The 23,897-nt window shown below is 74.8% G+C and carries 25 protein-coding genes; 17 read left to right on the top strand and 8 right to left on the bottom strand.

Annotated features, from left to right (window positions below):
• Positions 1-51 precede the first annotated feature (51 nt).
• Complete coding sequence (locus CP968_RS30260; RefSeq protein ID WP_150521004.1) at positions 52-1,530, top strand: condensation domain-containing protein; 1,479 nt, start codon at positions 52-54, stop codon at positions 1,528-1,530.
• 36 nt (positions 1,531-1,566) lie between these two features.
• On the opposite strand, the gene CP968_RS30255 is transcribed toward CP968_RS30260, so the two are convergent.
• Positions 1,567-2,787 carry an RNA polymerase sigma factor gene (locus CP968_RS30255; protein WP_150522220.1) on the bottom strand — a complete coding sequence of 407 codons (1,221 nt, stop codon included), beginning with the start codon at positions 2,785-2,787 and terminating at the stop codon, positions 1,567-1,569.
• Between the two features lie 228 nt (positions 2,788-3,015).
• Positions 3,016-3,372 carry a YciI family protein gene (locus CP968_RS30250; protein ID WP_150521003.1) on the bottom strand — a complete coding sequence of 119 codons (357 nt, stop codon included), beginning with the start codon at positions 3,370-3,372 and terminating at the stop codon, positions 3,016-3,018.
• 202 nt (positions 3,373-3,574) lie between these two features.
• On the opposite strand from CP968_RS30250, the gene CP968_RS30245 reads away from it, so the two are divergent.
• Positions 3,575-3,949: a DoxX family protein gene (locus CP968_RS30245; protein ID WP_150521002.1), complete on the top strand. Its 375-nt coding sequence runs from the start codon at positions 3,575-3,577 to the stop codon at positions 3,947-3,949.
• An 82-nt stretch (positions 3,950-4,031) separates the two neighbouring features.
• Here the strand turns inward: CP968_RS30245 and CP968_RS30240 are convergent, their stop codons facing one another.
• Entirely contained in the window at positions 4,032-4,301 is a 270-nt protein-coding gene (locus CP968_RS30240) for a hypothetical protein (RefSeq protein WP_150521001.1), read from the bottom strand.
• 105 nt (positions 4,302-4,406) lie between these two features.
• On the opposite strand from CP968_RS30240, the gene CP968_RS30235 reads away from it, so the two are divergent.
• From CP968_RS30235 to CP968_RS30215, 5 genes are all read left to right on the top strand, one after another.
• On the top strand, positions 4,407-4,745 hold the full coding sequence (locus CP968_RS30235; RefSeq protein WP_150521000.1) for a thioredoxin family protein: 339 nt from the start codon (positions 4,407-4,409) through the stop codon (positions 4,743-4,745).
• Between the two features lie 130 nt (positions 4,746-4,875).
• Positions 4,876-6,063 (top strand): cytochrome P450, encoded by a 1,188-nt coding sequence (locus CP968_RS30230; protein ID WP_150520999.1) that lies wholly within the window; start codon positions 4,876-4,878, stop codon positions 6,061-6,063.
• Between the two features lie 20 nt (positions 6,064-6,083).
• A complete protein-coding gene (locus CP968_RS30225; protein ID WP_150522219.1) occupies positions 6,084-6,278 on the top strand; it encodes a ferredoxin in 195 nt (64 codons plus the stop codon).
• Between the two features lie 135 nt (positions 6,279-6,413).
• Positions 6,414-6,767 (top strand): DUF1304 domain-containing protein, encoded by a 354-nt coding sequence (locus CP968_RS30220; RefSeq protein WP_150520998.1) that lies wholly within the window; start codon positions 6,414-6,416, stop codon positions 6,765-6,767.
• Positions 6,764-7,327 carry a TetR/AcrR family transcriptional regulator gene (locus tag CP968_RS30215; RefSeq protein WP_150520997.1) on the top strand — a complete coding sequence of 188 codons (564 nt, stop codon included), beginning with the start codon at positions 6,764-6,766 and terminating at the stop codon, positions 7,325-7,327. The genes CP968_RS30220 and CP968_RS30215 overlap by 4 nt, the downstream gene beginning before the upstream one ends.
• 86 nt (positions 7,328-7,413) lie before the next feature.
• On the opposite strand, the gene CP968_RS30210 is transcribed toward CP968_RS30215, so the two are convergent.
• Positions 7,414-7,620 carry a cold-shock protein gene (locus tag CP968_RS30210; protein ID WP_150520996.1) on the bottom strand — a complete coding sequence of 69 codons (207 nt, stop codon included), beginning with the start codon at positions 7,618-7,620 and terminating at the stop codon, positions 7,414-7,416.
• Between the two features lie 510 nt (positions 7,621-8,130).
• On the opposite strand from CP968_RS30210, the gene CP968_RS30200 reads away from it, so the two are divergent.
• Positions 8,131-9,630, top strand: a complete 1,500-nt coding sequence (locus CP968_RS30200; RefSeq protein WP_150520994.1) for a DEAD/DEAH box helicase — start codon at positions 8,131-8,133, stop codon at positions 9,628-9,630.
• A 40-nt stretch (positions 9,631-9,670) separates the two neighbouring features.
• Here the strand turns inward: CP968_RS30200 and CP968_RS30195 are convergent, their stop codons facing one another.
• From CP968_RS30195 to CP968_RS30180, 4 genes are all read right to left on the bottom strand, one after another.
• A complete protein-coding gene (locus CP968_RS30195; RefSeq protein ID WP_229886495.1) occupies positions 9,671-10,210 on the bottom strand; it encodes a hypothetical protein in 540 nt (179 codons plus the stop codon).
• A gap of 78 nt (positions 10,211-10,288) precedes the next feature.
• Positions 10,289-10,450, bottom strand: a complete 162-nt coding sequence (locus CP968_RS30190) for a hypothetical protein (protein WP_373304076.1) — start codon at positions 10,448-10,450, stop codon at positions 10,289-10,291.
• A 113-nt stretch (positions 10,451-10,563) separates the two neighbouring features.
• Positions 10,564-11,121 (bottom strand): SRPBCC family protein, encoded by a 558-nt coding sequence (locus tag CP968_RS30185; RefSeq protein WP_150520993.1) that lies wholly within the window; start codon positions 11,119-11,121, stop codon positions 10,564-10,566.
• A 109-nt stretch (positions 11,122-11,230) separates the two neighbouring features.
• On the bottom strand, positions 11,231-12,262 hold the full coding sequence (locus CP968_RS30180) for an NUDIX domain-containing protein (protein ID WP_150520992.1): 1,032 nt from the start codon (positions 12,260-12,262) through the stop codon (positions 11,231-11,233).
• 220 nt (positions 12,263-12,482) lie between these two features.
• On the opposite strand from CP968_RS30180, the gene CP968_RS30175 reads away from it, so the two are divergent.
• From CP968_RS30175 to CP968_RS30135, 9 genes are all read left to right on the top strand, one after another.
• Positions 12,483-14,228, top strand: coding sequence for a VanW family protein (locus CP968_RS30175; protein ID WP_150520991.1), 1,746 nt, complete (start codon positions 12,483-12,485; stop codon positions 14,226-14,228).
• Between the two features lie 122 nt (positions 14,229-14,350).
• Positions 14,351-15,643, top strand: coding sequence for a DUF418 domain-containing protein (locus CP968_RS30170; RefSeq protein ID WP_150520990.1), 1,293 nt, complete (start codon positions 14,351-14,353; stop codon positions 15,641-15,643).
• Positions 15,616-16,056, top strand: a complete 441-nt coding sequence (locus CP968_RS30165) for a hypothetical protein (RefSeq protein ID WP_150520989.1) — start codon at positions 15,616-15,618, stop codon at positions 16,054-16,056. Before CP968_RS30170 ends, CP968_RS30165 begins: the two co-directional genes overlap by 28 nt.
• Positions 16,057-16,106: 50 nt before the next feature.
• Positions 16,107-17,615, top strand: a complete 1,509-nt coding sequence (locus tag CP968_RS30160; RefSeq protein WP_150520988.1) for a hypothetical protein — start codon at positions 16,107-16,109, stop codon at positions 17,613-17,615.
• 92 nt (positions 17,616-17,707) lie between these two features.
• Positions 17,708-18,397 carry an RNA ligase family protein gene (locus CP968_RS30155; protein WP_150520987.1) on the top strand — a complete coding sequence of 230 codons (690 nt, stop codon included), beginning with the start codon at positions 17,708-17,710 and terminating at the stop codon, positions 18,395-18,397.
• Positions 18,397-19,632, top strand: a complete 1,236-nt coding sequence (locus CP968_RS30150) for an RNA repair domain-containing protein (RefSeq protein ID WP_150520986.1) — start codon at positions 18,397-18,399, stop codon at positions 19,630-19,632. Before CP968_RS30155 ends, CP968_RS30150 begins: the two co-directional genes overlap by 1 nt.
• A gap of 28 nt (positions 19,633-19,660) precedes the next feature.
• Complete coding sequence (locus CP968_RS35750; protein ID WP_150522217.1) at positions 19,661-20,161, top strand: 2'-5' RNA ligase family protein; 501 nt, start codon at positions 19,661-19,663, stop codon at positions 20,159-20,161.
• 286 nt (positions 20,162-20,447) lie between these two features.
• Positions 20,448-22,604 carry a discoidin domain-containing protein gene (locus CP968_RS30140; RefSeq protein WP_150520985.1) on the top strand — a complete coding sequence of 719 codons (2,157 nt, stop codon included), beginning with the start codon at positions 20,448-20,450 and terminating at the stop codon, positions 22,602-22,604.
• A gap of 181 nt (positions 22,605-22,785) precedes the next feature.
• Positions 22,786-23,859: a DUF1996 domain-containing protein gene (locus CP968_RS30135; RefSeq protein WP_229886494.1), complete on the top strand. Its 1,074-nt coding sequence runs from the start codon at positions 22,786-22,788 to the stop codon at positions 23,857-23,859.
• Positions 23,860-23,897 lie beyond the last annotated feature (38 nt).

Raw genomic sequence — 23,897 nt, 5'->3', positions numbered from 1 at the left:
CCGGAGGTCGTTAGGGCCTGGGGGTTGGCTCGGGGGCGAAGGGATGACGGAATGCGGCAGTTTCCTCTGGAGATGCACCACGTGGCACCCGGACGGGTGGTCGAGTGGCAGTTGCGGTCCACCGCGGCGGAGGCCGGCGAGCGGATCGACGAAGCCGGCAGGAGGGCGTCCTTCAACCAGGACAAGCACTTCACCGTCGCCGAGGAGAGCCGGGCCGCCGACGACCCCGTGGCCTCGTGGGTCGCGGTCACCTTCGAGGTCTCCGGCCGGCTCGACGAACCGGTGCTGGCCCGGGCCCTGCTGGCGTTCGTCCAGCGCCACGAGGTGCTGCGCTGCGCGTTCCGGCGACTGGCCGGCGAGCTGGCGTGCGAGCCGTTCGACGCCGGTGAACTCGCCCTCGAAGCACGGGAGGTGGGCGCGTTCGACACGTCGGAGCGGATGGGCGGCTTCCTGGTCGAGCGGTTCCGCCGCAGCATCGACACCCTCTCGTGGCCGCTGTTCGTCATGGGGGCGGTGGTCCGCACGGACTCCGCGACCGTCTATCTGGCCTTCGACCACATCGTCTGCGACGGCATGTCGATGCCGGTGGTCGTCCAGGAGGTGATGACCGCCTACGAGGCCCTGCGCGCCGGCGGGGAGCTCGACCTCACGCCCGCCCCCAGCTACCTGGACTTCGCCGAGGAGCAGCGCCGCCGCTACCTGTCCATCGACGCCCGCGACGAGCGGCTGGACTACTGGCGGGCCTTCATGGGGCCGGAGGGAGAGTTCTTCCCGCGGTTCCCGCTCGACCTCGGAGTGGAGCCGGGGCGGATGTACCCGATCGTCAACGAGGCCTCGACGCTGCTGGACGCCGGTGAGGCGGAGGTGTTCGAGAAGACCTGTCTGGCGGTGGGCGGGAAGCCCTTCATGGGACTGCTCGCCTCGGTGGCCGTCTGCCTGCGCGAGGCGGGCGGGCCCGGGGTCTACCGCGGTCTGATGCCGGTGAGCGAGCGCGGCCGCGACACGTGGACGGACTCGGTGGGCTGGTTCGTCAACACCCTGCCCATCGAGTTCGACGCCTCGCCCGGCCGGGACTTCGGGCAGGTGATGGCCTCGGTCCGCAGCGGCTTCGGCGAGATGATCAGCCATGTCGACGTGCCGTTCGTCCGGGCGTGGGAGCTGCTGGCGCCCGAGGAGTTCGCCGCCCGCTCCTGGCCCTACCCGGTCAACTTCTTCTCGTACATCGACATGCGCCGCTGCCGGGGGGCCGAGCGGCACGACGAGTGGCGGGCCGCGACGCACGTGTGGTCGGCGCGGGCCAACGGCGCGTGCTCCTGGTTCCAGCGGGACACGGCGGGGCTGCACATGAACTCGCTGTACGTGGACACCGCGGCGGCCCGCCGCACGATGGACGACTTCCAGGAGGCGCTGCGCCTGACGGTCCAGGAGGTCGCCCGATCCGGCGGGTTCGGCCGGCCGATCGCGCTGACGCCGCCGCGCCGGCCGGTGGACACCCCGCTCGACGCGGCCGGCGGGGCGCGCCGGAGCTGAACCGGTCCGCCGCCCCCGGTGCGGGGTGCGGCGGGCTCAGAGGCGGGCGGCGCGGCCGAGGAGCAGGGCGCGTTCGCTCGCGTTGCGGGTGAGGGCGGCGGCGCGTTCGAACTCGGCGCGGGCCTCCGCGGGCCGGCCGAGCCGCTCCAGCAGGTCGCCCCGTACGCTCGGCAGCAGGTGGTAGGAGCGCAGCGCCGGCTCGGCCGCCAGGGCGTCGACCAGCGGAAGCGCCGCCTGCGGCCCCCGGGCCATCGAGACGGCCACGGCCCGGTTGAGCTCGACGACGGGCGAGGGCACGAGCCGGACGAGCCGGTCGTAGAGGGCGGCGATGGTGGCCCAGTCGGTGTCCTCGTAGCGGACGGCCGCCGCGTGGCAGCCGGCGATGGCGGCCTGTACGGAGTAGGGGCCGGTGCCCGCGCGCCGCAGGGCCTCGACGCCCCGGTGGATGAGCATCCGGTTCCATCGGGAGCGGTTCTGGTCGGCGAGCAGTACCGGTGCGCCGTCCGGGCCGGTGCGGGTGGCGATCCGGGAGGCCTGGAACTCCAGCAGGGCGGCGAGTCCGTGCACCTCGGGCTCGTCGGGCATCAGTCCGGCCAGGACGCGGGCCAGCCGCAGGGCGTCCTCGCAGAGGGCGGGGCGGACCAGGTCGTCGCCCTCGGTCGCCGAGTGGCCCTCGTTGAAGACCAGGTAGATGACCTCCAGCACGGAGGCCAGCCGCTGGTCGCGGTCGGCCCCGTACGGCACCTCGAAGGGGACGCCCGCCCGGGCCAGCGCCCGTTTGGCGCGGACGATGCGCTGGGCGACGGTGGGTTCGGGGGCGAGGAAGGCGCGGGCGATCTCCGCGGTGGTCAGACCGCCCATCAGGCGCAGGGTGAGGGCGATGCGGGCCTCGGTGGCCAGGACGGGGTGGCAGGCGGTGAAGATCAGCCGCAGCAGGTCGTCGTCGATGTCGTCCGGGTCGGCGGGTTCGGGGGGCGGCGGGGCGTCCTCCAGGGTCCGGCCGACCTCGGCGAGCTTGCGCGCGTACGTCTCCCTGCGGCGGACGAGGTCGACGGCGCGGTTCTTGGCGGTGGCCGTGAGCCAGGCGCCGGGACGGTCCGGCACGCCGGTCCGCGGCCACTGCTCCAGGGCGGCGACGAGCGCGTCCTGGGCGAGTTCCTCGGCGATGCCGACGTCCCGCACGATCCGGGCGACACCGGCGATGATCCGCGCGGACTCGATCCTGAACACCGCTTCGACCGCCTGGGCCGTACTCACTGCCGTCACGGCCACCCATCAGAGCAGCCGCGACGGGGCAGGGCAAACGCGGCGCGGCGGGCGGCGGCCCGGGCCGGGCGGCCGGGCGGCGGCGGACGGGCGGCGGCGGACGGCCGGGAGGGGCACGCCGCCGCACCGGCGGCCCGCCGCTCCGGCCCCACGGGTCGCGGCCGCACCGTCCCGGGTCGGTCCGTCCCGGGTCGGACCGCCCGGATCACGTCGGCCGCCTCACATCTCCTGGATCTCGCGGACCTCGGCGCTGACGTTCCAGTGCGCCGGGTGGATCTCCAGGAACCGCTTGGTCCATTCGACGGCCTCGGCCTTGTCCTTGCACTGGGTGAGGGAGTATCCGCCGACGACCTCCTTGGTCTCGGTGAACGGGCCGTCGGTGTAGCTGATCTTCCCGCCGGACCAGCTGAGGCGGGTGCTCTCGGAGGTCGGGAGCAGCCCGGCCGTGTCGAGCATGACCCCGGCCTTGGTGATCTCCTCCAGGAGGGCGCCCATGCGCTGTTCGAAGTCGGCGGGGAAGGCTTCGGCGGGCTGGTTCTGCTCGTCGATGCGGATCATCGTCAGGAAGCGCGGCATGGTGACTCCTCGGTCGGGAGGGCGGGGTATTCCCCTGCCTCTCACCCCTGCGTCGAACGGGAAGCGCCCGGATCGACAGCTCTCGGGAAAATTCTTCGGCGGATTTCCGGGAACGGCGAGCGCGGGATCCGCCGGGCCCCTCCCCTCACCCCTACTCGTGAGTAGGATCGGCGGGCCAGGCCCCCTCCGAGAGGAATCCGCGATGCCGCGCCGCCCTTCTTCCCCCCTCCTGCTCGCCGGCCTGCTGGCCGGGGCCGCGGTCGCCCACGCGGCCCTTCCCCGGCAGTTCGACGCCATGGTGCCGCGCTCGCTGCCGGGCAGCCCGCGGCGCTGGACGTACGCGAGCGGGGTGGCCGAGCTCGCGCTCGCCGCCGGGGTGGCCCACCCGCGCACCCGCCGGGTGGCGGCGCTGGGCGCGGCGGCGTTCTTCGTCGGGGTGTTCCCGGCGAACGTGCGGATGGCGGCCGACGCACGGAGCCGCGGACCCGCCGTGCGGGCCGCGGCGCTCGGCCGGCTCCCCCTCCAGGTCCCGCTGGTCCTGTGGGCCCGCAACGTGAGCCGCGGCGCGGCCCGCTGACGCTCCCCCGGCCGCTTCGCGGGCCGGGCGGCCCGGCCCGGGTCGGGTCGGGTCGGGCCGGGCCGGGTCGGGTCAGGTCAGGTCAGGGGCTGTCGCAGGTCCAGTCCCAGCGGCCCGGGTCGGCGGGCCGGCGCCGGTAGTGGGTGCGGCCGCCGGGTCCGTGGCGCCCTATCTCGGTGGGCAGGCGCGCCTCCTCGGCGAGTCGCGGCGCGCTCCAGCCGGTGATGTCGAGGAGCAGCCCGTCCAGCGGGCCGCCCACCAGCTCCCCGTAGACGTGGCCCGGGCGCGGGCCGGGGTCGGGGTCGTCGTGGTCGGCGCCGTAGACCCGGCGCCGCAGCATCCTGTCGTCCATGGCGCCAGCTTCACAGGCGCCACTGACAACGGGCACCGGGCGAGCGGCGATGATGGGGGCCGCCCTCCCGATCGCGGGGGCGCGCACGAGCGAGGAGCGGCACGCATGGCACGTCGGGTACACCAGCCACTGGAGGACCAGGAGTTCGACTTCGTGCTCTCGATGGCCACGGGGCCGGTTCTCGCCTACTTCACCGGGACCTGGCCCAAGGCCGTCGAGGCCTGTCGCGCCATGGACGAGGTCGTCGGCGAGCTGGCACGGGAGTACGGGGACCGGCTCACGGCCGTCCGCACCGACATCACCCGCTGCCCCGCGACGACCAGGCGTTTCGAAGTGACCGGCGCCCCGACCGCGGTGCTGATCGTGGACGGCGCGGCGATCGCGACGCAGGCCGGACCGCTGACGGGCGAGGAGTTCCGGCAGTTCCTGGACGCCCACCTCTGAGCCGGCGGACCCCTGAGGGGGCCGTGCGGGCGAACTCGGATGATGTGGCCGAAACTGGCATAGGTAGGATAGGTGCCTCAGGCATGTAATGGAGTCCGGCACGACGGAACCATGGCTTGCGAGGTGCTTGATGTCAGAGATCGTCTCCTTCCCGCAGGACCGAACCTGCCCGTACCACCCGCCGACCGCCTACGAGCCCCTGCGTGAGGGGCGTCCGCTCTCCCGGGTCAGCCTCTTCGACGGCCGCACCGTCTGGGTCGTCACCGGCCACGCCGAGGCGCGCGCCCTGCTCGCCGACGGCCGGCTCTCCTCCGACCGCACGAACGCCGCCTTCCCCGCCCCCACCGAGCGGTTCAAGGGGCTCCAGGTGCGCCGGGCCGCGCTGCTGGGGGTCGACGACCCCGAGCACAACACCCAGCGGCGGATGCTCATCCCCCGCTTCAGCGTGAAACGGATCGCGGCGCTGCGCCCGCAGATCCACCAGACCGTGGACCGGCTGATCGACGAGATGATCGCCGCCGGGCCCCGCGCGGAACTGGTGAGCGCCTTCGCCCTGCCGGTGCCGTCCATGGTCATCTGCGCCCTGCTGGGCGTCCCGTACGACGACCACGAGTTCTTCGAGGGGCAGTCGCGCCGGCTGCTGCGCGGGCCCGGGCAGTCCGACGTCGAGGACGCCCGGCATCGGCTCGACGAGTACTTCGCCGCCCTCATCGAGCGCAAGCGCCGCGAGCCGGGCGACGGGCTGCTCGACGAGCTGATCGCACAACGCCTGGAGACGGGCGAGATCGACGTCGAGGAGCTCGTCGCCCTCGCGCTGATCCTGCTGGTCGCCGGGCACGAGACCACGGCCAACATGATCTCGCTCGGCACGTTCACCCTGCTGCGCCACCCGGAGCAGCTGACCGAACTGCGGGCCGAGCCGTCCCTCATGCCGACGGCCGTGGAGGAGCTGATGCGCTTCCTGTCGATCGCGGACGGGATGCTGCGCGTGGCCGCCGAGGACATCGAGATCGGCGGGGAGACGATCCGCACGGACGAGGGGGTCGTCTTCTCCACCTCGGTCATCAACCGCGACGACAGCGTCTTCGAGGAGCCCGACGCGCTGGACTGGCACCGGCCCAACCGGCACCACGTCGCGTTCGGCTTCGGCATCCACCAGTGCCTGGGGCAGAACCTGGCGCGCGCGGAGATGGAGATCGCGCTGAGCACGCTGTTCGAACGGCTGCCCGGGCTGCGCCTGGACGCCGAGCCGGACAGCATCCCCTTCAAGCCCGGCGACACGATCCAGGGCATGCTCGAACTGCCCGTGGCCTGGTGAGCCCCGTGCCCACCGGACACCTGCGGATCGACATCGACACCGGCGTCTGCATCGGCGCCGGCCAGTGCGCGCTCACCGCGCCCGACGTGTTCACCCAGGACGACGACGGCTTCAGCGAGCTCCTGCCGGGACGGGAGGACGGAGCGGGCAGTGCCCTGGTCCGCGAGGCGGCCCGGGCCTGCCCGGTCTCGGCCATCACGGTGCGGGAGGACTGAGCCGCCCGGGATCCGGGGCCCGCGGTACGACGATCGTGGGACCACACTTCCTGTACAGTTGTCCAGGAAGTGGGTCACCACGACGTCACGCTGCCCGCACCCCCGCCCGCACCCTCCCGAGAAGTGGAGGCGGCCTTGGACACGGTCGCTCTGATCCTCATCGGCCTCGTGGCCGCGCTGCACCTGTACTTCCTGGTCCTGGAGACGTTCCTGTGGCAGCGGCCCCCGGGCCGGGCCCTGTCCGGTTTCGACGCCGACACCGCCCGCCTCACCGCCCCGCTCGCCGCGAACCAGGGGCTCTACAACGGCTTCCTGGCCGCGGGCCTGGTCTGGTCGCTCGTCACCGGCTCCCTCGCCACGCAGGTCTTCTTCCTGCTCTGCGTGGTCGTCGCCGGGGTGTACGGGGCGGCGACCGCCAACCGCCGCATCCTCGTCGCCCAGGCACTGCCCGGAGCACTCGCCCTCGGCGCGGCGCTGCTGGCCGCATGAGCCCGCCCGAGGACCCCCGGACCGCCCGGACCAGGGCCCGGCTGCGCGCGAGCCTGCTCGCCGAGTGCGCCGGTCGGCCGCTCACCGACGTCGGGGTCTCGGCGCTGGTGCGCCGTGCGGGCGTCGGCCGCGCCACGTTCTACCTCCACTACGAGGACCTGACCGCGCTCGCCGTGGACGCCTGCGCCGACGTCGTGCGCGCCGGGGTGGACGCCCTGCACGCGTGGCAGACGATCCCGGGGGCCCGCGCCCCCGCGCGACCCCCCGGCGCCCTGGCGGCCTTCCTGGCCGATGTCGCGGAGCACGGGCCGCTGTACCGCACCCTGCTGCTGCCGGGCGGCGGCGGCCCGCTGGGCGACCGCCTCCACCGGGAGCTGCGGGAGCGCGCCCGCGCCGAGCGTGCTGCGGCCGGGGCGCCGCACCCGGAGCTGGTCGCCTCGGCGGTCGCGGCCGCCTTCACCGGCGTCCTCGCCGACTGGCTGCACGGGGCCGTCCCGGAGGACGCGGCCGGCCTGGCGGAGCGCCTGTGGCGGCTCCTGCTCGCCCTGCACTCCGCCTGAGCGGCGCCCCGCCCCCCGCGACGTGCCGAGCCCCGCCGGACGGACCGGCGGGGCTCGGCATCACGGACGGGGCTCGTGGAGCGGCGCTACGAGAGGGGGACCACCCGCTCGGCCTGCGGGCCCTTGGGGCCCTGGGTGACGTCGTACTCGACCTTCGCGTTCTCCTCCAGCGACCGGTAGCCGGTGGATTCGATGGCGGAGAAGTGCACGAACACGTCCGGGCCGCCGTCGTCCTGCTGGATGAACCCGAACCCCTTCTCCGAGTTGAACCACTTCACGATGCCTGTTGCCATCTGGCTGATCCTTCTCAACGTTCCACTGCGGGCCGCACGCGCGGCCGCTTCGATCCTGCCCGACGGCCGCGCGCACCACACGCCCAACGCGGCCAACCGGGGCGCCGCGGACATTCGAACTTCCGACCGCCCCGTCCACGCATCGGGGGAAGCGCGCGGCCCGGGACTCAGCCGCGGCCGTCCCCGGCGCCCACCCCGCGCACACCGCGGCCCCCGCTCCGGCGCAGCCCGCCAGGGCCGGCGCGGTACCGGTCCAGCCGGCCACGATGTGGCCGAGGTCCACATCGCCGTGCGCACTCGATGTCTCTCCTCGGTCGACTACACCCCCGACGAGACCGCGGTCATCGCCGACTGGTTCGCGCGCGCGTCCGCCGAGACCCGCGCCCACCTGGCACAGGTCCGGTCCGGTCCGGGGAGCCGGGCCCCCGCGGTCGGACGCCGAGGGCGCCTAGGCCCCGCTGGTACCATGGGCGGTTGACCATCTTTTGTTCTTGCTTCGAAAGGTTCTGCATGAAGAACCCGTCAGTTCATGGGCGCTTCGGTGTGAAGGCGGGTGCGAAGGGCGGCGCCAAAGGCGGCGGAAAGTCCGGCGCCAAGGCCACCCGCACCCTCGGACCGCAGGGCGAGTTCACGCTGCCCAGGACGACGACGCCGGGCCTCCCCCCGGTCGCCTCGTTCGCGGAGCTCGACCTGCCCCGTGAGCTGGTGGAGACGATGGCCGCCCGGGCCGTCGAGAAGCCCTTCCCCATCCAGGCCGCGACCCTGCCGAACGCCCTGGCCGGGCGGGACGTGCTGGGCCGCGCGCAGACCGGCTCCGGCAAGACCCTCGCCTTCGGCCTGGCGCTGCTCGCGCGCACCGCGGGCCAGAAGGCCGACCCCAAGCGCCCGCTGGCCCTCGTCCTGGTACCCACCCGGGAGCTCGCGCAGCAGGTCACCGAGGCGCTCACCCCGTACGCCGAGGCCCTCGGGCTGCGGATCGCGACGGTGGTCGGCGGCCTGTCCATCGGCCGCCAGGTCGGCGCGCTGCGCACCGGCGCGGAGGTCGTGGTGGCCACCCCGGGGCGGCTCGGCGACCTGATCGGCCGCCGGGACGTGCACCTGGAGCGCGTGACGACCACCGTGCTCGACGAGGCCGACCAGATGTGCGACATGGGATTCATGCCCCAGGTCACGGAGATCCTGGACCAGGTGCACCACGCGGGCCAGCGCATGCTGTTCTCGGCCACCCTGGACCGCAACGTCGACCAGCTGGTGCGGACCTACCTGAAGGACCCGGTCGGGCACTCCGTCGACCCGCAGGCCGGCGCGGTGACCACCATGGACCACCACGTGCTGCACATCCACGCCGCCGACAAGATCTCCGCGGCGACCGAGATCGCCGCCCGCGAGGGCCGGGTGCTGATGTTCCTCGACACCAAGCACGGCGTGGACCAGTTCGTGAAGCACCTGCGCGCCATGGGCGTACGGGCCGAGGGCCTGCACAGCGGCAAGTCGCAGCCGCAGCGCACGCGGACCCTGGCGCAGTTCAAGACCGGGGCCGTCAACGTGCTGGTCGCGACCAACGTCGCGGCGCGCGGCATCCACATCGACGACCTCGACCTGGTGGTCAACGTGGACCCGCCCGCCGACCACAAGGACTACCTGCACCGCGGCGGCCGTACGGCGCGCGCCGGCGAGTCCGGCCGGGTCGTCACCCTGGTCACCCCGAACCAGCGCCGGGACATGGTCCGCCTGATGGCCGACGCCCGCATCCGGCCCGAGATCACCCAGGTGCGCTCCGGTGAGGCGGCGCTCAGCCGGATCACCGGGGCCAAGGCGCCGTCCGGGGTGCCGCTGTCCGGCTCCGCTCCGACCGACGCCAAGGGCAGGCCCTCGGGCACCGAGCTCGGCTTCCACGGGATCGGTACCCGCCCCGGGCGGCCGGGCCGCGGCAAGGAGTCCCGCAAGACGGCCGAGGCCCGGCTCACCGCCGAGGCCCGGCGCGCGGCCCGCGTCCGCAAGGCCAACTGACGCACGGACCGCCCCGGCGGGCCGCCGGGGCCCGGGCCCGTCAGGCTGCCCGGTGCCTGCGCAGGCGCTGGGCGGCGGCGTTGCGGACCGCGCGGGTACGGGCTTCCCCGGCGAGCAGGCCCAGCGCCTCGTACGAGGTCAGGGACCGGGCGGCGGTGCGCTGGCACCAGTCGGAGGCGGCGGTGAGCTCCGCGGCGGACCAGGGGCCGCCCCCGGTGATGGCCCGGAGCAGGGTCCACTCGCGCAGCCGGCGTTCGGGGAAGGCCCGGCCGGCCAGGACGGCGGCGAGCGCCTGCGCCCAGCCGGGGAAGGCCTCGTCGGCCAGCAGCCGTACGGCCCGCCGGTCCAGGTGGGTGACCACGGCGCTCTCGGCCATCACCGGGTCGGGATCGCGCAGCACGGCGGCGACCGCCGCCGCCTCGGCGGCCTCGTCCGGTACGGCCTCCAGGGCCTCCAGGTGGCCGGCGTAGCGCCAGTGCTCGGGGGCGGCGCCGGACCGCGCCCGCCCGGTCTTCGCGGACGGCACGGGCACCGCGCCCGGCGCACCGGCGGGCCGCTGTCTCTTCTTCCCTCTCCCCATGGCATCCATTGCACACGACGACCGTGAACGGCCGGTGACCAGGGTGCCTTCGGGCGTGTCCGCCGCGGCCGCGGCCCCTCAGAGCTGTTCGAAGGCGAAGGACTTGATGAAGCAGTCGCGGGGCCGGCCGACGGCGAAGAACACGCAGTCCACCAGCGACTGCGCGGTGAGCCGGTCCTTCGCCGTGCGCGGGGCACCCTCCCAGTCCTCCGACAGGGGGTCGTGGTGGTCGAAGTCCATGCTGACGCTCCTGGTTCGTGGTCGGTACACACGATCCCAGGCGGGCGGGAGACGGGTCCGTGCGGGGCCGGGCGGGGACGCGCCCGCCCGGGCCGGCCGGGGACCGTGCGGGGTCAGTACGTGCCCGCGTCGCCGGTGCGGCGGGGCTCGTGCGCCTCGTGGCCGCCTTGGCCCTGCTCCCCGTCGTGGCCCGGCTCGGGCAGCGGGGCGCCCGTCTCCAGCAGGGTCTTGAGGCTGGAGGCCAGCAGTGGCCAGGCCCGCCCGCACATGCCGATCAGCGTGCCGCCCGGTTCGAAGTCCTCGTGCAGCACGGTCAGTCGGGCGAGGGTGTCGCCGACCGGCTCGATCTCGTACGTGACCCTGGTGCGCCGCTCCCGCGCGAGCTCGGCCCTGAGCTCCTCGCCGATGCCGGCCGCGGCGGCCCACTGGGGGGTGAAGGTGTGCCAGGTGTAGGAGAGCCGGCGGTCCGGTACGCAGTCGAGGACCACCTGGGCCGGGTCGCTGGTGCGCGCCCCGCGCTCGACCCAGTCCATCCGCGAGCCCACCGCCCAGTCGGTCTCGAAGCTGAGGCCCCAGTAACGGCGCGTGAACGCGGGCTCGGTGAGGGCCTGCCAGACCCTGGCGGGGTCGGCCTGGATGTACAGGGTGTAGGTGATCGCGCTGTCGCTCATGGGCCCATGCTGGGGGACGGCGGCCCGCGCGGACCGGATTTCCCGGTCATGGCGGCGCACCGGCGCCGGCGCCCCCGCCGCGTCCCGCCCCCACCCCGCCGCCGCCGCGTCACCAGCGGACGGCGCCGTCCGGGAGTTCCGCGGGCGGCGTGCGGACGGCGGCGGGCAGGCGCAGGCCGGCCCGGGCCCGGTGGACGGCGGCCAGTTCGGCGGCGCCGGCCGGGCCCCAGTCGCTCAGCTCGCGGACCTGCTCGGGGGTGGCCAGCAGCCTGGCGTACGCCGGGTCGGCGGCCGGCGGGAGGGCGGCGATTCGGGCGACGGCGCGCAGCCGGGCTCCGCCTCCCGTGCCGTCGTCCTCCACCGCGCGGTAGCCCAGCACCGCGGCGCCGGGCGGCGGGGGCGGGAGGTGGGCCGCGCCGGTGGCGCGGGCGACGAGGAGCAGGACCCGGCCGTCCGGGGCGAACAGCCAGCCGGAGCGCTCCCGCACCGGCAGCCGGTCGGGCACCGCCCCCGGGTGCCAGGTGCCGCGTTCGGGGGTGCGGCGGGTGCGCAGCACTTCGAGGCGGTCGAGGGCGGTGGGCGAGGTGGGCCGGCCGGCCTCCAGCAGCGCCGGGCCGCCGCCGGCGATGCGCGCGCGCAGGGCGGACAGGACGCGGCGGGCGTCGCCGGCGTCCATCAGGGCGGGCAGGTCGGCCGGTTCGGCGAAATCGATGCCGGTGATCTCCTGGTCGGGCAGGCGCACGGCGTCGATCCGCTCCGGGGTCCAGGTGCCGCCGTCGTAGACGTAGAGGATCTCGCCGGGGAAGCCCATCTCCGGCGCGAAGCCGGGGGTGTCGCGCGGGAGCCAGTCCACGGCGAGGCCGTGCGGGTAGCGCCCGTCGACGCCGAGTTCCTCCCGCACCTCGCGGGCGGCGGCCGCGGAGGGGGCCTCGCCCGCGTCCACGGCCCCGCCGGGGAGCAGCCGGTCGGTGCGGTAGTCGACGCTCTGCACGAGCACCCGTCCGTCGGTGTCGGTGACCAGGACCACGGCCCCGGTCCACAGGGCGGCGCGCGAGGCGCCGTACGCCTCCGGGGTCATCCAGGTGCCCGCGGGCGCGGGAGCGGCCTGGTCGGGCACGGCCTTGTCGGTCAGCTGCGGCATCGGAACTCCGTTCACCGTGGGTGGACCCGCCGGCTGTGCAACCGCGGTCGCGGGTCCCGGGTTACGGCGGCCGGCGAACCGGAACGACAGATCCCGCTTTGCCACTCCTATACCTCCTTATTACCTGGTTATGTAGATCTTGGTACATTCCCCGGTGCGGACCGGCGGCGTGAAAACCGCCGGTCCGACCACGTCACCGCGGCCAAGGAGAGACCCCCAGATGCGACGCGCCTCGCCCACGGACGCCCCGGCCGCCACCGGAAGGCGGTGGAGCGGGCCGGCGCTCGCGGGTGCGGCGGCCGGCGGAGCCGCGGTCCTCGGCTTCGGCGGGCTGTACGCGGCGGGGCTGCTGCTGGCCGGCGGGGACATCGCCCCGGGCACGAAGGTGCGCGGCGTCGACCTCGGCGGCATGAGCCGCGGCGAGGCCCGCGGGGCCCTGGATCGGGAGTTGGGCCCGGCCGCCGCCGCGCCGCTCGCCCTGCGCGTGGACGAGCGCACCGAGCGGGCCGACCCGGCAGCCCTCGGGCTGTCGCTGGACACCGCCGCGACGGTCGAGCGCGCCGCCCGCACCGGCTCCGACCCGTTCACCGTCATCGGCCGGCTCTTCTCGTCCGGCGATCCCGACGTGCGCCCCGTGGTCCGCCTGGACGAGAAGGCGGCCCGCGCCTCGCTCGGCGCCCTCGCCGAGAAGACCGGCCGGGAGCCGCGCGAGGGGTCGGTGGCCTTCGAGAAGGGCAAGGCGAAGGCCGTGGCCCCGGTGACGGGCATCGGCCTCGACGTGGACGGCTCCCTGGACACGCTGCGCGACGGACACCCGCACACCGGTGCGGACCCCCTCGAACTGCCCGTGCGGCGCACGGAGCCGCGCGTCGGGAAGCAGGAGACCGACCGGGCCCTGAAGGAGTTCGCGCAGCCGGCGCTCTCCGCACCCGTCGTCCTCACCGTCGCCGGCACCCGCATATCCGTCGGACCCGCCGTCCTCTCCGCGCACCTGACCCTGAAGGACGACGGGAAGGGACGGCTCGCCCCCGCCCTCGACGCCAAGGCGCTCCTCGCCGATCCCGCCCTGGCCGGACCCCTGCGCCAGGCGGTCCCCGCCCCCACCGAGGCACGGCTCCGGCTGGACGGCACGGGGAAGGTCTCCGTCGCCGAAGAGGGCCGACCCGGCCGGCAGGTCGACGAGAAGGCGCTGGGCGCGGTGGTGCTGCCGCTGCTCACCGGCTCCGGCGCGGCGGCCCGCACCGGCGAGGTCGCCACCGTGGAGGCCCGGCCCCGGCTCTCCGGGAGCACCGTGCAGCAGCTCGGCATCCGGGAGAAGGTGTCCTCCTTCACGGTCTCCTTCGAGCAGGCCGCGTACCGCACCACCAACATCGGGCGGGCCGCCGAGCTGATCGACGGCTCGCTGGTGCTGCCCGACGAGACCTGGAGCTTCAACCGCACGGTCGGCGAGCGGACCAGGGAGAACGGCTTCGTCGACGGCCTGATCATCAACAACGGCCAGTACGAGAAGGCCTCGGGCGGCGGGGTGTCGGCGGTCGCGACCACCGTCTTCAACGCGATGTTCTTCGCGGGGGTCAAGCCCGTCGAGTACGGCGCCCACTCCTTCTACATAGAGCGCTACCCGGAGGGCCGGGAGGCGACCGTCGCCTGGGGCAGCCTGGACCTGCGCTTCGCCAACGACTCCGGCAACGCCGTCTACATCCAGGCCGAGGCCGGCGACACCTCCGTCACCATCACCTTCCTGGGCACGAAGAAGTACGACGAGATACGCGCGACCCAGGGTCCCCGGACCCATGTCAGGCAGCCCGCCACCCGCAAGGACGGCGGGCCCAAGTGCGAGCCGCAGACCCCGCTGGAGGGCTTCGACGTCGCCGTGGACCGGGTGTTCGTCCAGGGCGGCAAGGAGACGAAGCGCGAGACGATGAAGACCCGCTACACCCCGCGCGACAGCGTGACGTGCGACTGACTCCCCGGACGGCCGCAGCCGGGGCGGCGCCGGGCCCCGCGCCGCGGCCGGACCCCGCGCCGCTGCGGGGAGCCGGCCGCGCACCGGCCCCTGCCGGAGGGCGGCTGGCCGGGGTGGACGCCGTGCGCGGGCTCGCCGTCCTCGGCATGTTCGCCGTGCACGTCGGGCCCGGCCCCGAGCCCGAGGGCGCCCGTTACCTGATGGTCGCCGCCGACGGCCGGGCCCCGGCCCTCTTCACCCTCCTCGCGGGCTTCTCCCTGGTCCTCGCCCAGCGCGGCCAGGACCCGGCCGACCGGCCCGAGGGGTGGGCGGAGCGCTACCGCCCGCTGCTGATCCGCTGCGCCCTGCTGGCCGCGCTGGGGCTGTGGCTCGCCGCCCTGTGGCCCGGCATCCTCGTCATCCTGGCCTTCTTCGCGGTGTACTTCCTGGCCGCCGAACCCTTCACCCGGCTCTCCACCCCCGTGTTGACCGCCGTCGCGGGGGCCTCGATCGCGGCCGGCCCCCTGCTGTCGTTCCTGCTGGGCCCGGTGTTCGGGTACGGGGCGTCCGGCCGCAGGCTGGTCCCCGACGCCACCGGGCTGACCGGCCGGGACGGCGTGTCCGACGCGTTGCTCGCGCTGCTGCTCACCGGCGCGTACCCGCTGGCCACCTACTTCCCGTACGTGCTGGCCGGGATGGCCCTCGCCCGCCTGTGCGACGTGAGAGAACGGGCCGCGGCCCTGCGGATGGCGGTGTGGGGCGCGGCGGCGGCCGTCGCGGGCTACGGCTCCGCCTGGCTCGCCACGCACGCGTTCGGCACCCGGGAACGGCTGCTGGCGGCGATAGCCGTCCACCACCCCGAGGCCCTGACCGCCGCCGACCCGGTACGCGAGGTCCTGCGCGGGCAGTACGGCGCGGTGCCCAGCACCTCCTGGGACTGGCTCCTGGTGGCCGACGCGTACAGCCAGACCCCGCTGGAGACCCTCGGCAACACGGGGGTGGGCTGCGCCCTGATCGGGCTCTTCCCGCTCGCCGCCCGGCACCGGACGGGCGCCCGCCTGCTGCGGCCGCTCGCCGTGCTCGGGGCGATGGCCCTGAGCGCGTACGTGGTCCACGCCTTGGTGCTGGCCGGCCCGGCGCACGGGGTGGCCTCCTGGTCGGCGTGGGCCGGGTTCAGCGCGACGGCACTGGCCGCCACCTGGGCCTGGCAGCGCGCCTGGGCCCACAGCCCGCTGCGCCGCGGCCCGTTGGAGCACGCCCTGCGCCTGGCCGCCCGGGGTCGGGCCCGGCCCCTCCTCGACCGTGCGGCGGCGCCGGGGACCGTCCTCGCGACCAGTGCCCGACACCCCGTCACCCGTCCGCGTGACGGGGTGCGGGCGCCGGTGCCCGGGTGCGGCAGGGTGGGCGGATGCAGCTGCGCCGGGCCCTGCCCCTGACCCTTGCCGCGCTCCTCCTGGCCACCGGGTGCGTGACCGTACGACCGCCCGCTCCGCCCGCCGCCGTGCGGCCCGGGCCCGCCGCCGACCGCACCGGATCCACGTCCCCGACCCTCGCCGCCGCCCCGCTGGGCCGGCTCCCCGGCCCGGTGGAGTCCGCCGCCCCGCCCGCTCCCCCGGCCCCCCGCACGGCCTCCGCCGCCCCGCCCACCGGGGCTCCGCGCCCGCGCCGCGACCGCGCGGCCCCGCCCGTGCGCCGCGTCCCGGCGGCGCACGCCGCGCCCCGCGCGCGGCCGGCCCCGAAGCCCCGGGCCCCGTCCCGGCCCGCGCCGCGGCGGACCTGGGACATGGCGCCCCTGTGCGCTGCGGCGCGGGGCACGATCTCTCCGGCGATCGTGGCCCTGTGCCGCTGAGCCGCGGATATTCTTCGGAGCCGTAGCCGGACGACTCGGGAGCAGGGGACATGAACGACGCGGGAGTGCGGGCGGCGTCGGCGGCCGTGCGGGCGCTGAAGGCCCTGGCGCGGGAACGGGCGGACGAGGTCGAACTGTTCGACGGCTTCACCGACGCGGAACTGGACGCGTGGACGGTCCGCGTACCGCCCGACGTGCGGCTCGTCCTGCGGGAGATCGGCGGCCTGGAGACGCAGGAGCACGACTACCGCTTCGGGCCGCGCGGCCGCGCGGTGTTCGGTGAGGGCTACTGGACCCTGGGCGAGCTCGACTTCGGCGAGGGCGAGCTCGTCGTCGGCGTCGGGGACGACGGCTGGGGACCGGTGGTCGGGGTCAACGCGTCGGGGTACGACCCGGACGTGACGGTCGAGGCCGCGGACTTCGTGGGCTGGCTCGCCTCGCTCGCATCCCGGCTGGCCGACGGGGTGTCCGAGCGGCCCCGGGCCGAGGTCACCGCGACGGCCTCCTCCAGCGTCGAGGTGGCGGAGGGCACCGACTCCGAACTCGCCGCGCTCGTCGGGCGCGGCGATCCGCTGACCGACCTCGTCGACCTGCGCGCCCTGCCCGGCTACCCGTGCGCGATCGCCTGGGAGCCGTACTTCTCCACCGCGCACAACACGGCCGACACCGGGAGCAGCGAGGTGCAGTTCCGGTTCGTGGGCGACGGGCGCGCCCTGCTGCTGCGCAGTGTGGTCAGCGGCGACTTCCTCGGGCGGCCGGTGCGCCGCCACACCGTCCCCGCGGACGCCGGCCCGCGCGCGGTGGCCGGGCTGCGCGAGCTGGCCGGCCGGCATCCCGGCTTCGTGGAGCTCGAACCGGGCTGCTCGGACGCCGACATGGACGGCTGGGCCGTGCCCGTGCCCGAGGACGTACGGGCCGTGCTGCGCGAGGTGGGCGCGGTCCGCGTCGCCGGTCTGCCGAGGCTGCGGCTGCTGGCCGGGACGGACGGGCCCGCGGTCGACCCCGAGCTGCACCGCATGCTCGGCGGCGACGGCACGTACTGGCCGCTGGCCCGGATCGACTCGGGTCGCAGCGGCGCCCTGGTGCAGATCCGCGTCGACCGCGAGAGCGGGCAGTGGGGCTACGCCCTCTCGGTGCCGACCACCGCGAAGGAACTGCGCGAGTACCCCGAGGTGACGCTGGTCGCCGAATCGCTGGCGGACCTGCTGCTGACGTACGTGCGGCTGGCCGGCCGGGCCGCCGAGCGGCCGGACTTCGCGGGTCGGGTCTCCCGCGACTCCCGGTGGATGCTGCCCAACACCGGTGAGCCGTGGCCGCGGCCCGCTCCCGTCGGCGAGTGGGCCGGTTCGGCGGACCCGCTGCTCGCGGCGGCCGCGGAGCTCCCGGACGGTACGCACGCCGCCGACCTGCGACGGGTTCCGATCCCCAGTGACCTCTGCTTCTACCGGGCGGCCGGCTGGCCGTACGCGGCGCGCCTGGACCGGCTGCACTTCGCGGCGGGCGGCCGGGTGGCCGCGGCGGTGCCCGCGCGGCGCCGGGCGGGGGCCGGCCAGGACTGACGCGGGCCGGGCCGGGCCGGCGATATCGGGTGGATGTGTCCGGGGGTGGTACCTAGGGTGAGGGGCACCGCCCCGTCGAGCAGGAGCCGTCCATGCGCACGCACTGCCCCCGTACGGCACACCTGCCCTGGTCGCCGGGGGCCGCCGCGGACGACGTGCGGGCCACCGGGCTGTCCGGGTTCGCCGGGCGCGAGGTCGTGGTGACCGAGAAGCTCGACGGGGAGAACACCACCCTGTACGCGGACGGCCTGCACGCCAGGTCGCCCGACTCCGCGCACCGTCCTTCGCGGGCGTGGGTCAAGGAGCTCCACGGGCGGATCCGCGCGGGCATCCCGGAGGGCTGGCGGGTCTGCGGGGAGAACCTGTACGCCCGCCACTCGCTCGCGTACGAGGACCTGGACGGCTGGTTCTACGGGTTCTCGGTGTGGGACCGGGAGGACCGCTGCCAGGGCCTGGACCTGCTGGACGCCGCCCTGGCCCGCGGGGGCACGGTGGCGTGGGACGCGACCTCCCTCACGGACCGGCAGCGCGGCCTGGCCCGTTCGGTCGCCCGGCGCCGGGACGCGCTGCTCACCCACGCCGTGCTGCTGGTCGGCGAGGAGGAGCTGCGCCGGCGCAACGCCGTCCGGCCCGATCCCGTACCGGAGCGGGTGCTGACCGCGCGGCTGCACCGGTTCGCCCCGCCCTGGCCCGGGCAGGCGCACCGCACCTGGTACGTCGGGGCGGGCGGGGCGGTGGAGGACACCGCGGGCGTCCTGGCCGCCGGCCACGGGGAGGACTGATGCGCACCAGCGAGGAGCTCTACCACCGGGTCCGCTGGGACCCGCGGTTCGATCCGTCGCGGTTCGTGCTCGGGTTGCTCCAGCGCGGGGCCGCCCCGAAGCGGGTGCCGCTGCCGTCCTTCGTGCCCGGCGGTGACGTCCCCTGGCACCGGGTGCTGTTCGTCGAGGCGGACGGGGAGACGGTGTGGGACCGGGCCACAGGCGTCGACCTGCTCGACGCGACGGAGGCCGGGCGGGTGCGCCGCCCGCGCCTGCTGCGCGCACCCTTCTTCTCCTCCCGGACCCCGTACGCCTGGGATCCGGACGGCGGCGGCCTCTGGCGGCCCGCACGGACCGGGGAGCCCGCCGGGCAGGACGGGCCCGACAGCGTGCGGCTGCTGACCTGGAACACCCTCTGGGACCGGTACGACGCCCCGCGCATCGCCACCGCCCGGCGCCGGCCGATGCTGCTGGCCGACCTCGCGACCGCCGACGCCGACGTCATCGCCCTCCAGGAGGTCGAGCCGGAGCTGCTCGGCATGCTCCTGGCGGAGCCCTGGGTCCGGGCCGGGTACACCGTGGCGACGGATCCGGGCGGCCGGGACGTGGCCGAGTACGGGCTGCTGGTGCTGAGCCGGCTGCCGGTGCGGGAGGCGGGTCTGCACGTACTGGGCCGGCACAAGGCGGTCGCCGCGGTGACGGTGGACACCGCGGCCGGCGCCCTGGTCGTCGCCGCCACCCACCTGACCAGCGACCACAGTGCGAACGGAGCGTCGCGGCGGTCGGCCGAACTGGCGTTGCTCGCGCAGGGGTTCGGCGCTCTGCCGTCGGGTGCGGTCTGCGGTGGCCCGGAGCCCGGGCGCGCGGGCGGGGCCGTGGCCGGGCTGGCCCTGCTCGGCGACTTCAACGACGGCCGCGCCGGCGACCGCGGACCCGCCGCCGTCCTGGGGCTGCGGGACGCCTGGACCGAGGTGCGGGGCCCGGCGGACGCGACGCCCACCTTCGACCCGGTGGCCAATCCGCTGGCCGCGGTGGCCTCCCCGGCCGGACGGCCGGGTCGGCTCGACCGCATCCTGCTGGGGGCGGCCGGGGCCCGGGTGGTGCGGGCCGCGCTGCGCGGCGACTCCCCCGGGCCGGACGGGCTGTTCGTCTCCGACCACTACGGGGTGGAGGCCGCGGTCGCGTTCGCGCCGCGGCCGGAGGCGGGGTCCGCGCGGTCGGACGGAGCGGCCACGGCGCGCACGGCGGTGGCCTGACCGCCTCCGTACGACCCGGTGGGAGGAGCTGCGCGCGCGGCTCGACCCGCGGGACGGACGCGTGCCCGCGCACGTGAACCTGCTCTTCGGCTTCGTGCCGGAGTCCGCCTTCGAGGAGGCCCTGCCCCTGCTGGCCGAGGTGGCCGCCGGGACGGCGCCGTTCACCGCGCGGCTCGCGGGCGTGCGCGTCTTCGGGCACCGGGAGGACGCCGGCGTGCGGCTCGCCCCGGCGGGGGCCGGTGCGGCGTGGGACTGGCGCGACCCGGTCGCGCTCGCACCGCTGCCCGGACGGGCCGGGGCCGTCCCGTACGGCACCGGCACCCGCACGGACACCGGCGGCACGGACACCGGCGCCGGTCCGGTGACCGTGCTGACCCCCTCGGCGCCCTGGAGGCGGCGGACGGGGACGTCCCCGGTCTGTAGGGCACCACGCCTCCTCCCCCGCCGGTCCGGCGGCTCAGCCGGTCCGGCGGCGCCGCGGCTCGTCGGCCGCTGGACGGAGCAGCCGACGAGTAACGAACGCACATGAATGCCCGAGCCGGATTATCGGACACTTCCCGAACGGATGACGGACTCCGTACCGCCCGGTGGGCGTGGGGGACGGAGCGGTCAGGAGCCTCAGTAGAGTGCCGCCGGGTTTTTTCGTCAACACTTTTCACAAGGATTGAAGAAACTCCAAGTTCACGGGCCTGATGCCCAATTGACACACCAATTGATCTTCAGTTCGTGAACGCTCAAACCCTTGACGGCCTCCCCGGCGGGCAGTTCACTCACGCTTCGATCCCCCCGGATCCACGACGTCAGGAGCACCCCGCATGCCCCTCCTCTCCGATCGCCCGCCACGTCTCACCGTGGCGGCCCTCGCCGCCGCGCTGGTGGCGGCCCTCCTCGTGCTGCTTCCCGGCACCGCCGCCCAGGCGGCGCCCGTCCTGCTCTCCCAGGGCAAGCCGGCCACCGCCTCCAGTTCGGAGGGCGCCGGCACGCCGGCCGGCGCGGCCGTCGACGGCAACAACGGCACCCGCTGGTCCAGCCAGTTCGCCGACCCGCAGTGGATACAGGTCGACCTCGGCGCCCCGGCCCAGCTGACCCAGGTGGCGCTGCGCTGGGAGGCCGCGGCCGCCAAGTCGTACCGCGTCGAGCTGTCCACGGACGGCGCCAACTGGTCGACGGCGTACTCGACCACCACCGGCGCCGGCGGCAACGTCACCCACGACATCACCGGCACCGCCCGGTACGTGCGGGTGTACGGCACCGAACGGACCACCGGGTACGGCTACTCGCTGTGGGAGTTCCAGGTCTACGGCACCACCGGCAGCGGCCCGGTGATCCCCGGCGGCGGCGACCTCGGCCCCAACGTGATCGTCTTCGACCCGTCCACGCCCAACATCCAGGCCCGCCTGGACCAGGTCTTCGCCCAGCAGGAGTCCGCGCAGTTCGGCTCCGGGCGCTACCAGTTCCTGTTCAAGCCGGGGACGTACAACGGGCTGAACGCGCAGATCGGCTTCTACACCTCGATCTCGGGCCTGGGCCTGAACCCCGACGACACCACCATCAACGGTGACGTGACCGTCGACGCGGGCTGGTTCGGCGGCAACGCCACGCAGAACTTCTGGCGTTCGGCCGAGAACCTGGCGCTCAACCCGGTCAACGGCACCAACCGCTGGGCCGTCTCGCAGGCGGCGCCGTTCCGTCGCATGCACGTCAAGGGCGGGCTGAACCTCGCTCCCAACGGCTACGGCTGGGCCTCCGGCGGCTACATCGCCGACTCCAAGATCGACGGCCAGGTCGGCAACTACTCGCAGCAGCAGTGGTACACCCGTGACAGCTCGATCGGGGGCTGGTCCAACGCCGTGTGGAACCAGGTGTTCTCGGGCACCCAGGGCGCGCCGGCGCAGTCGTACCCGAACCCGCCCTACACCACCCTGGAGACCACCCCCGTCTCCCGCGAGAAGCCGTTCCTGTACCTGGACGGCGCGGACTACAAGGTCTTCGTGCCGGCCAAGCGCACGAACGCCCGCGGCACCTCCTGGGGCAACGGGGCGCCGCAGGGCACCTCGATCCCGCTGAACCAGTTCTACGTGGTCAAGCCGGGCGCGAGCGCGGCCACGATCAACGCGGCGCTGGCCCAGGGCCTGCACCTGCTCTTCACCCCCGGCGTCTACCACGTCGACCAGACCATCCAGGTGAACCGTCCGGACACGGTGGTGCTGGGGCTCGGCCTCGCCACGATCGTCCCGGACAACGGTGTCACGGCCATGAAGGTCGCCGACGTCGACGGCGTGAAGCTCGCCGGGTTCCTGATCGACGCGGGCCCGGTCAACTCGCCGAGCCTGCTGGAGGTCGGCCCGGCCAACGCCTCCGCCGACCACGCCGCGAACCCGACCAGCGTCCAGGACGTGTTCGTCCGGGTCGGCGGCGCGGGCGCGGGCAAGGCCACCGTGGGCATGGTCGTCAACAACGACGACACGATCGTCGACCACACCTGGATCTGGCGGGCCGACCACGGCGACGGGGTGGGCTGGGAGACCAACCGCTCCGACTACGGGTTCCGGGTGAACGGCGACGACGTCCTCGCCACCGGGCTGTTCGTGGAGCACTTCAACAAGTACGACGTGGAGTGGAACGGCGAGCGCGGCCGGACGATCTTCTTCCAGAACGAGAAGGCGTACGACGCACCGAACCAGGCGGCGATCCAGAACGGCTCGACCAAGGGCTACGCGGCCTACAAGGTGGCCGACTCGGTCAACACCCACGAGGGCTGGGGCCTGGGCAGCTACTGCTACTACAACGTGGACCCGACGATCCGGCAGGAGCACGGCTTCCAGGCCCCGGTGAAGCCGGGCGTGAAGTTCCACGACCTGCTGGTCGTCTCGCTGGGCGGCAACGGCCAGTACGAGCACGTCATCAACGGCATCGGCGCGCCGACCTCGGGCACCTCGACCGTCCCCTCGACCGTCGTCTCCTTCCCCTGACCACCCCCGAGCGGATCCCGATCGATCCCTGATCGATCGCCGATCGGCCCGATCGACCCCCGACCCCCAACCCCCGCGAGGCGCGGGGCGGCCCGGCGGCCGCCCCGCGTTTTCCGGGCCGTTCGAGAGAGCGCTCTCCCGCCCGGAGGGCGTCCCCCCACCACCCACCGGAGGAGCAGAAGTGACACTCCGATCACGCACCCTGTCCGCCTTACTGGTGTCGGCGGCCTTCGCCGTCACCGCCGCGGCCGGTCTCGGCGGCATGGCCCTGACCGCCCAGGCCTCCCCGGACGGCGCCACCGCCGCCGTCCACGCGGGACACGCGGCCGCCGCCCCGCTGGCCGGCGGCGACGACCCCGACGGCGACGGCTACATCCCGGCCGTGCCCCCGGTCACCGGCGTCACCCCGTCCTGGGAGAACCCGCCGGACCGCTACTTCCACGAGTTCCAGGCCAACTGCGCGGTCACGCGCACCGCCTCGGACGACCCGATCGTCTACGCGGGCCGGCCCGGCGCCTCGCACAACCACACCTTCATGGGCAACACCACCACCGACGCCTTCAGCACCACCGCCTCGCTCGGCGCGGGCGGTACGGCCTGCCTCGCCCCCGGCGACCTGTCCGGGTACTGGATGCCGACGCTCTACAACGGCAACCAGCCGGTCCTGCCGACCGGACCGCAGGTCATCTACTACAAGACCGGCGTCACCGACTACAAGAGCGTGCGCCCCTTCCCCAAGGGCCTGCGCTTCGTCGTCGGCAGCCCGACCCAGACGGCGGCCGAGTTCCGCAACCACCGCGGCTGGGTCGAGGGCTGGGAGTGCGGCGACAGCTTCAAGAACACCGAGTTCCCGACGAGCTGCCCGCCCGGGACCCAGCTCAACATCCGCATGCAGTCGCCCAGCTGCTGGGACGGGAAGTTCCTGGACACGCCCGACCACAAGGCGCACATGGCCTACCCGGTCGTGAAGCCCGGCTCCAACGACAACGTGTGTCCGCCGACCCACCCGGTCGCCCTGCCCATGGTCGAGTTCAAGATGGCCTTCCCGGTCAGCGGTGACATGTCGCAGGTCAGGCTGTCGAGCGGGAGCGGCCACTCCTTCCACTACGACTTCTTCAACGCCTGGGACGACCGGACGCTGAAGGCCCTGGTCGACCACTGCATCCGCGGCGGCCTCCAGTGCAACGCCCGCGGCTACGACGAGACCCACCCCGCGGCGGGCGCCGCCCTCGGCCCGGACTACCGACTGCCGTGACCGACTCCCCCACACCCCACGGAGGTACCGGCGTGCAC

It is taken from the genome of Streptomyces subrutilus (genome assembly GCF_008704535.1).
Taxonomy (GTDB): domain Bacteria; phylum Actinomycetota; class Actinomycetes; order Streptomycetales; family Streptomycetaceae; genus Streptomyces; species Streptomyces subrutilus.
This window is presented reverse-complemented; position numbering and strand designations above follow the sequence as displayed.